Origin of the sequence: Streptomyces tendae (genome assembly GCF_014650435.1) — a bacterium.
GTDB lineage: Bacteria > Actinomycetota > Actinomycetes > Streptomycetales > Streptomycetaceae > Streptomyces > Streptomyces tendae.
In genome coordinates this window covers 1-5,930 of the sequence record NZ_BMUY01000044.1, presented here as the reverse complement: position 1 = coordinate 5,930, position 5,930 = coordinate 1, and the positions used below count along the sequence as shown (strand labels likewise).

Genomic DNA, 5,930 nt, shown 5'->3' with positions numbered 1-5,930 from the left:
CCCATATTCTATGGCGTACGCCATATGCATGCGGGTTGAGGCATACGAAAAGGGGCCCAACCCGAAGGCCAGACCCCTCAACGCACCACCAGGCACGACTAGAACGGCGGAAGATCACCCCCACCCCACGCACCCGCAGCCGGCGCCGTACCCGGCACATCCGACCCCCACGGATCCTGCCGCGCCTCCTGCGACGTCTCCCGCTTCACCTGTTCGTACTGCTGACGCCCCTGACCCGAACTGGTCTTCGTCACCTGCGCCGTCGCCGACCGGAGCGCAGGACCGATCTCGTCGACCTCCAACTCCATCACCGTCCTCTTCACCCCCTGCTTGTCCTCGAAGGACCGCTGCTTCAACCGGCCCTGCACGATGACCCGCATCCCCTTCTCCAGGGTCGACGCGACGTTCTCACCCATCGGACCCCACGCACTGCACGTGAGGAACAGGCTCTCGCCGTCGCGCCAGGCGTTCGTCTGCCGGTCGAACGTCCTCGGCGTGGACGCCACCCGGAACTTCGCTACCGCCTTGCCCGCGGTTGTGTAACGCAGCTCCGCCTGGTCATCGACGACGTTGCCCACAACGGTGATCACACACTCTCCGGCCATCAGGCTGCCTTTCCTATCTGCTGCTTCGTCTTCGCGGCCAGGGAGTTGTCCCCGTGTCCGCACATGAACTCCCGCGACGCGCGCAAACTCTTCGCGGAACGCGCCTGCCGAATCGGACCCCCATACCGCGGATACCGGTCCCCCCGGCAGATATGGCCGATCGTTCGCGGGTCCGTACCGAACGACAACGCCAACTCAAGATCCGAAGCCCCACGCTCCGACCGCTCACGGATCGCGATGACCTCCCCCTCCGAGAACACCCGAAGACCAGGACGATCCATCGACGGAACCGGCTTGCCCTGCTTGGCAAGGTACTTCCGCTGACGGCTCACGAACGTCGACGTGGACCCCTTCCGCAGCCCGTACATGGCGTCGAACTCCGGATAGTCCATGCCCATCCGCACCCCGCGGACGATGGCCTCCAAACGCTCCCGCTTGGTCACCTCCGCGTTCACGCCGCGCAGGTACTGCTGCACAGCCACCTCGTCGACGTAGTCGTCATCCGGCACGTCGACAGGCTCGGGAACGTGGTCGTGCAGCGGACGCTGCTCCAGCCACGCCGGCATGCTGAGCGCGCCATGCCGGGTGACGTCCAGCCAGCCGAGGGCTTTTCCCACCGGCTGGTCCGGATCCACCAGCCCGGCAAGCACGACGATGAGGGCGTTCTTCTGCACGTCGTCCAGGCCGTCGAGGACCGCCTTCACGTCTTCGGGTCCGCCGTCGCCGTGGACGAGGACAGCGAGGTTCGCGGCGACGGGCAGCATGGCTTCGGCGAGGTCGCCGCGCCGCTCAGCGGACAGGCTGCTCATGCCGCCACCTCCTCGGAGGCCTGCGCGGCGAGACGCTCACGCACCGCGTTCACGGTCGTCGCGTTCGTCCCCAACTCCTTCGCTATCTCCGCCGCCACCAACCCGAGGCCCTCCAACTCCCGGAACTCCTCCAGCCGGTGCCCGATGATGTAGTCGACCGCCGACACGAACCGCCGGTCGTACACCTGCACCTTGCGGCGGTGCAGCCGGCGCCGCTCCTGCTCCGACAGGCCACCCCACACGCCCTCGTCGAGCCGCTGGTCCAGCGCGTACTGGAGGCACTGCTCCCGCACCGCGCACCGGGTCAGGCACACCTGCTTGGCTTCCGCGACCTGCCACTGGTGGGCCTTCCCGCGGGTGGAGGCGGGGTGCCACAGGTCGGGCTCGGGGTGGACACGGCAGGCGGCATCGTCACGCCAGTCACCGCTGTCTGCGGGCACGAGCGTGGCCGGTGTTCTGGGGAGGCTGGTGTGGGTGGTCATCGCGCGTCTCCGGGAAGGGTCGGCCAGGTCGCCTTGTCGAGGGCGGCCCGGTGGGTCTTGGGCATGTCGGTGATGGGGTGTCCGAGCCAGTCGCGGCCGGCTGCCATGAGGGCGACGGCGTCTGCGGCGTTGTCGTTGCCTTCGGTGGTCCAGGCGGGGAAGCGTCGGGCGATGCTGTCGACGACGGCGCCTTTGCCTGCGTTGCCTTTGCCGGTGGCGTAGAGGGCGCGGGCGTTGGGGGTCATGAGCCCGGTGGGGATCTCGCGAGCGACCAGGTAGTTGTAGATCTCCCACCAGAGCCATCCGCGTTCGTGGGCCCCTCCGCCTGATCGGGAGACGGCGGGGAGCTCCATGACGACGAGGTCGGGTCGGCCGATGGTGTCGAGGACCAGGGTGCGCACGTGCTGGAGGGCTTCGCGTCGGTCGGGGTGGGGGAGGGCGGTGATGGGGCGCTTCTTGTCGGTCCAGCCGACGACGGTGCACCAGCCGTTGCTGCTGGCGACGCCCGTTGCTGTTAGGGAGGGGTCGACTCCGATGACGGTGTTCCAGGGGTCGCGAGGGACGTATCGCTGGTCGGGGGCGAGGGCGGTCATGTGGTGGGCTCCAGGGGTTGGCCTTTGCGGCGGTAGGTGGCGTGGCCGGGCTTGTGTCCGAGGTGGAAGAGTCGGCAGTAGTGGCACTGGTAGGGGAGGAGTCGGGGGCCGCCGATGCGGCGTATCTGTCGTGCTCGGGTGCGGGCGGCGGCGAGGGTCCAGAAGCGGGTCTTGCCGAGGCAGGAGACTTCTTCTTCGGTCATGGGCGGCTGGTGGGTTCGGGGAGTCCGAGGGCTTGGGCGAGGGCGCGGCGTGCGGTGTCGTCGTAGGCGGGGTTGTGGATGAAGGTGGCGACGATGGCGATGCGGCCGCGGAGGAGGGCGAGGTCGTTCTCTGCGGTGGTGATGAGTGCGGTGTGGCGGGTGCAGAGTTCGCCGGCGAGGACCTGGACGTAGCCCGTGTCCTGGTCAGCCATCGGCTTCCGCCTTCGGGTACTCGCGGACGCGGAGGTGGGCGGGCCAGTAGTCGGGGTTGCCGCCCTTGGTGTCTCCGTGTGCGGCCACGGTCTTCCCGGCGACGGTGAAGTCGCGGGCCCAGACGGATCCGAGCTGCTTCACGAACGGGGCGGCGCCGGCCTGACGGGCGTCGTCGATGAGGTCTGCTGCCCACTGAGGGTCGAAGGGGCGGGCGCCGGGGCCGGACTCGCCTCCGATGATGACCCAGTCGATGTTGAAGGCCGGGCCGGGCTCATAGCCGCAGGACGGTTCGTGGATGTAGTAGGGCGGGCCGTAGCCGCCGCAGTTGCAGCCGTCGATCGGTTCCATCAGCGGGAGGCGTACGGGGCCGAGGAGCGGTTCGCAGGAGAGGAAGCGGACGGCGGCCGGGGTCTGCGCGAGTGCCTTGATGCGGATGTCGGCCCACTTCTGGTTCTCCACGGAGACGCCGAGGTGGACGTTGGGGAGCGGCCAGGTCCAGCCTGCTTCGGCGGGGCGGCCGTATACCTGCTCTGCGCGGTGGCGGACCATGTGCGCGAACTGCGGGTTGTTGAGCAGGGACCGCATTCGGCCGTGGCGCTTGGTGAGGACCTGGTAGGTGTGCTGGGGGGTGGCTGCCATGACGCCGAAGATCAGGTGCAGGTCGGCGGTCGAGATGCCGGAGTGGAAGAGGTCACTCATCGAGTTCACGAAGACGAGCCGGGGCTTCTTCCAGCGGAGCGGCTCACGGATGGTGTCAGCGTGTACGGCGATGCCGAAACCGGGTCCTGAGGTGCGCGGGTTTCCGTCGGTCTGGTACTTCGCTGCGCCCATGCCCTTGAGGCGCTTGGCCATGGTGAGGGCGTAGCAGTGGTCGCATCCGGGGCTGATGCGGTCACAACCCGAGGTCGGATTCCAGGTCTGCTCGGTCCATTCGATGCTGGTCACGGCTGGGGGTGCTCCTTCGCGTTGTCGGTGTGCTCGGCGATGTAGGCGGCGATCTGCTGGTGGCTCATGGGCTGGGTGTCGGCGGTGCCGGTGTCGGAGTGGGCGAGCTGGTCGGCGAGGGCCCGCGGCTCCGGCTCGGGGGTGGGGAGGGGGACGGGGATGGTCTCCGTGGGGGTTTCGTCGAGGAGGTCGGGGCGGGCCCAGGTGGGGCCGGTGTGGATACCGAGGGCCTCCCACTCATCGCGGGACAGGGGCTGGAGGTGGGTGAGGTCGGTGTGGGGGGTGGTGCAGCGGTCGACGGCTATGCGGGCGGCGGTCGCGCTGGAGGGGGTGGTGAGCCGGTACTCGTGGACGGCGCCCATGGGACAGGCGGCCTGGAGGGTGAGGGTTCGGGTGTTGTGGTCGTAGTGGAGGGTTGCGCCGTCGTGGAGGGGGCGTGTGGCGGTGCCGTCGTGGTGGTCGCGCCAGTCGTTGATGCGGTGGGTGGGGATGCCGGCGATGCGGGCGGCGAGGGTGGCGTAGCCCTGGGTGTCGGTCATGAACGGTTGGGGCCGGGTGGGGAGTCCGGCGCGCAGGTCGACGGGCTTGACGAGGGAGAGACGAGGCTGCTCCGGGGCGGGCTTGACGAGGGACAGTCGCGGCTCGGTGGTCTTCTTCGCCTGCGTGGTCTTCGCCGCGGTCTTACGGCTGCTGGTGGTTTTCTTCGCGGCCGTCTTCCGGGCGGTCGTCTTCTTCGCCGGGGTGTTGTTGCGGGCGGTGGTGCGGGCCATGGCTGTGCTCCGTCCTGCTGGGGTGCGGGGTGCGGTGCTGGTGGTGGAGGGTGATGAGGGCTGCGAAGGCGGTGAGGATCGCGGCGGCGATGAGGTGGGGCCAGGTCATACGCGGTTGCGGTTGGCGCGCAGCGCGGCGAACGCGGGGACTTCCCAGGTGCTGTAGCGGCGGGAGACGAGGGTCTTGAGGCCGTTGACGTCGCACATGAGGGGCTTCCGCCCGGTCTTGTCCCTCGGGCAAGTCGCGGGGTGGGCGAGGCCGACGGCGTGGGCGGCTTCGTGCCAGATGGTGTTCATGCGCTGGGCTTCGGTGTAGCCGCGGCCGGCAGCCCACAGGTCGCTGTTGATGTACATGTAGCCGCTGTATGCGGCGCCGCGGAGAGCGCAGGCCCCGCCGAAGCTGTGGTTGGGGTACTTGGGGTTGGGCTTGGACATGTAGCGGACGCTGATGGTGTGGGAGGGCCCGCAGGTGGTGGCGCTGGTGGGGACGATGCGGGTCGACACGGTGACGTTGACGCCCATGCGGTAGGTGAGCTCAGCGGCGGTCTTCCGCAGGTAGGGGGTGAGGGCGGTGCGGGAGCGGGTGTCGTGGAAGGCGATGACCCACGGCTTGGTGTCGATGTGGGTGATGTGCGGCTGGAGCTTCCAGCCGGTGCCGGCGACGACCGGACGGGTGGCGCTGTCGGCGTCGGAGGCGGTGAGGGCGGTCGCGGCGACGGTGAGAGTGACGGCGACAGTGGCCTTGGTGGCGAAGAGCTTGTTCATGGGTTTCCTTCCGTCCGGCGGGCGGGTGGGTCAGGCGGTGGCTTCCCAGAGGGTTCTGGGCATGTACTCGGTCCCGGTGGCCCTGCGAGGGCGGGATGGGGTGTTCCATCCAGGCCGGGGAGGGCGGTGGGCGATGGTCTTCCAACCAGCTGCGCGGAGGCTGGCGCCGGTCTCCCCGGCCTGGGTGTAGGTGATGAGCCGCGTGTAGCCGAGGGCTTGCGCGGCCCGCCATGCGGCGCCGTAGAGCATGGAGTTGGCGTTGCGGGTGCCGTCTGTTGCGGTGCGGGTGACCTCGAGGGTTTGGCCGTTGTCGAGGTGGCGGGCGACGGGGCGGCCGACTATGGCGACTCCGCGAAGGGTGCCGTCCTGGTCTGCGGCGCCTATGCAGAACTTGCAGCCGATGGGGGGCTGGTGGTGCCGGTGCCACATGGCTACGAAGTCGCAGGCATCGGCGAATCGGATGGGCACCAGGTGGAGACTCATGACGCGCGCCTGTGGCGGTTGCGGGTGTGGAGGGTGGAGGTCTCGCGGCCCTGCTTGCGGGC

10 protein-coding genes are annotated in these 5,930 nt (G+C 69.1%); all 10 read right to left on the bottom strand.

Features of this window, described 5'->3' with window-relative positions; genetic code table 11:
• Nucleotides 1–98: 98 nt before the first annotated feature.
• The 10 genes from IE258_RS40285 to IE258_RS40240 all read right to left on the bottom strand — a co-directional run bounded on the left by IE258_RS40285 (nt 99) and on the right by IE258_RS40240 (nt 5,868).
• Nucleotides 99–605, bottom strand: a complete 507-nt coding sequence (locus IE258_RS40285; RefSeq protein WP_189750755.1) for a single-stranded DNA-binding protein — start codon at nt 603–605, stop codon at nt 99–101.
• The gene (locus IE258_RS40280; RefSeq protein WP_189750754.1) at nt 605–1,414 is read right to left on the bottom strand and encodes a hypothetical protein; all 810 of its coding nucleotides are present in this window, start codon (nt 1,412–1,414) and stop codon (nt 605–607) included. The genes IE258_RS40285 and IE258_RS40280 overlap by 1 nt, the downstream gene beginning before the upstream one ends.
• On the bottom strand, nt 1,411–1,896 hold the full coding sequence (locus tag IE258_RS42145) for a WhiB family transcriptional regulator (RefSeq protein ID WP_189750753.1): 486 nt from the start codon (nt 1,894–1,896) through the stop codon (nt 1,411–1,413). The genes IE258_RS40280 and IE258_RS42145 overlap by 4 nt, the downstream gene beginning before the upstream one ends.
• Nucleotides 1,893–2,489 (bottom strand): RuvC family protein, encoded by a 597-nt coding sequence (locus IE258_RS40270; protein WP_189750752.1) that lies wholly within the window; start codon nt 2,487–2,489, stop codon nt 1,893–1,895. The genes IE258_RS42145 and IE258_RS40270 overlap by 4 nt, the downstream gene beginning before the upstream one ends.
• On the bottom strand, nt 2,486–2,692 hold the full coding sequence (locus tag IE258_RS40265; RefSeq protein ID WP_189750751.1) for a hypothetical protein: 207 nt from the start codon (nt 2,690–2,692) through the stop codon (nt 2,486–2,488). Before IE258_RS40265 ends, IE258_RS40270 begins: the two co-directional genes overlap by 4 nt.
• A complete protein-coding gene (locus IE258_RS40260) occupies nt 2,689–2,904 on the bottom strand; it encodes a hypothetical protein (RefSeq protein WP_189750756.1) in 216 nt (71 codons plus the stop codon). The genes IE258_RS40265 and IE258_RS40260 overlap by 4 nt, the downstream gene beginning before the upstream one ends.
• A complete protein-coding gene (locus IE258_RS40255) occupies nt 2,897–3,850 on the bottom strand; it encodes a phage Gp37/Gp68 family protein (RefSeq protein ID WP_189750750.1) in 954 nt (317 codons plus the stop codon). The genes IE258_RS40260 and IE258_RS40255 overlap by 8 nt, the downstream gene beginning before the upstream one ends.
• Nucleotides 3,847–4,620: a hypothetical protein gene (locus IE258_RS40250; protein ID WP_189750749.1), complete on the bottom strand. Its 774-nt coding sequence runs from the start codon at nt 4,618–4,620 to the stop codon at nt 3,847–3,849. The genes IE258_RS40255 and IE258_RS40250 overlap by 4 nt, the downstream gene beginning before the upstream one ends.
• A gap of 105 nt (nt 4,621–4,725) precedes the next feature.
• Nucleotides 4,726–5,385: a hypothetical protein gene (locus IE258_RS40245; protein WP_189750748.1), complete on the bottom strand. Its 660-nt coding sequence runs from the start codon at nt 5,383–5,385 to the stop codon at nt 4,726–4,728.
• A gap of 30 nt (nt 5,386–5,415) precedes the next feature.
• Nucleotides 5,416–5,868: an XF1762 family protein gene (locus IE258_RS40240; RefSeq protein WP_189750747.1), complete on the bottom strand. Its 453-nt coding sequence runs from the start codon at nt 5,866–5,868 to the stop codon at nt 5,416–5,418.
• Nucleotides 5,869–5,930 lie beyond the last annotated feature (62 nt).

What these genes read in the sequence shown, in the direction of transcription:
- IE258_RS40285 (WP_189750755.1), bottom strand. Translation starts at nt 605, where the DNA reads ATGGCCGGAGAGTGTGTGATCACCGTTGTGGGCAACGTCGTCGATGAC.
- IE258_RS40280 (WP_189750754.1), bottom strand. Translation starts at nt 1,414, where the DNA reads ATGAGCAGCCTGTCCGCTGAGCGGCGCGGCGACCTCGCCGAAGCCATG.
- IE258_RS42145 (WP_189750753.1), bottom strand. Translation starts at nt 1,896, where the DNA reads ATGACCACCCACACCAGCCTCCCCAGAACACCGGCCACGCTCGTGCCC.
- IE258_RS40270 (WP_189750752.1), bottom strand. Translation starts at nt 2,489, where the DNA reads ATGACCGCCCTCGCCCCCGACCAGCGATACGTCCCTCGCGACCCCTGG.
- IE258_RS40265 (WP_189750751.1), bottom strand. Translation starts at nt 2,692, where the DNA reads ATGACCGAAGAAGAAGTCTCCTGCCTCGGCAAGACCCGCTTCTGGACC.
- IE258_RS40260 (WP_189750756.1), bottom strand. Translation starts at nt 2,904, where the DNA reads ATGGCTGACCAGGACACGGGCTACGTCCAGGTCCTCGCCGGCGAACTC.
- IE258_RS40250 (WP_189750749.1), bottom strand. Translation starts at nt 4,620, where the DNA reads ATGGCCCGCACCACCGCCCGCAACAACACCCCGGCGAAGAAGACGACC.
- IE258_RS40245 (WP_189750748.1), bottom strand. Translation starts at nt 5,385, where the DNA reads ATGAACAAGCTCTTCGCCACCAAGGCCACTGTCGCCGTCACTCTCACC.
- IE258_RS40240 (WP_189750747.1), bottom strand. Translation starts at nt 5,868, where the DNA reads ATGAGTCTCCACCTGGTGCCCATCCGATTCGCCGATGCCTGCGACTTC.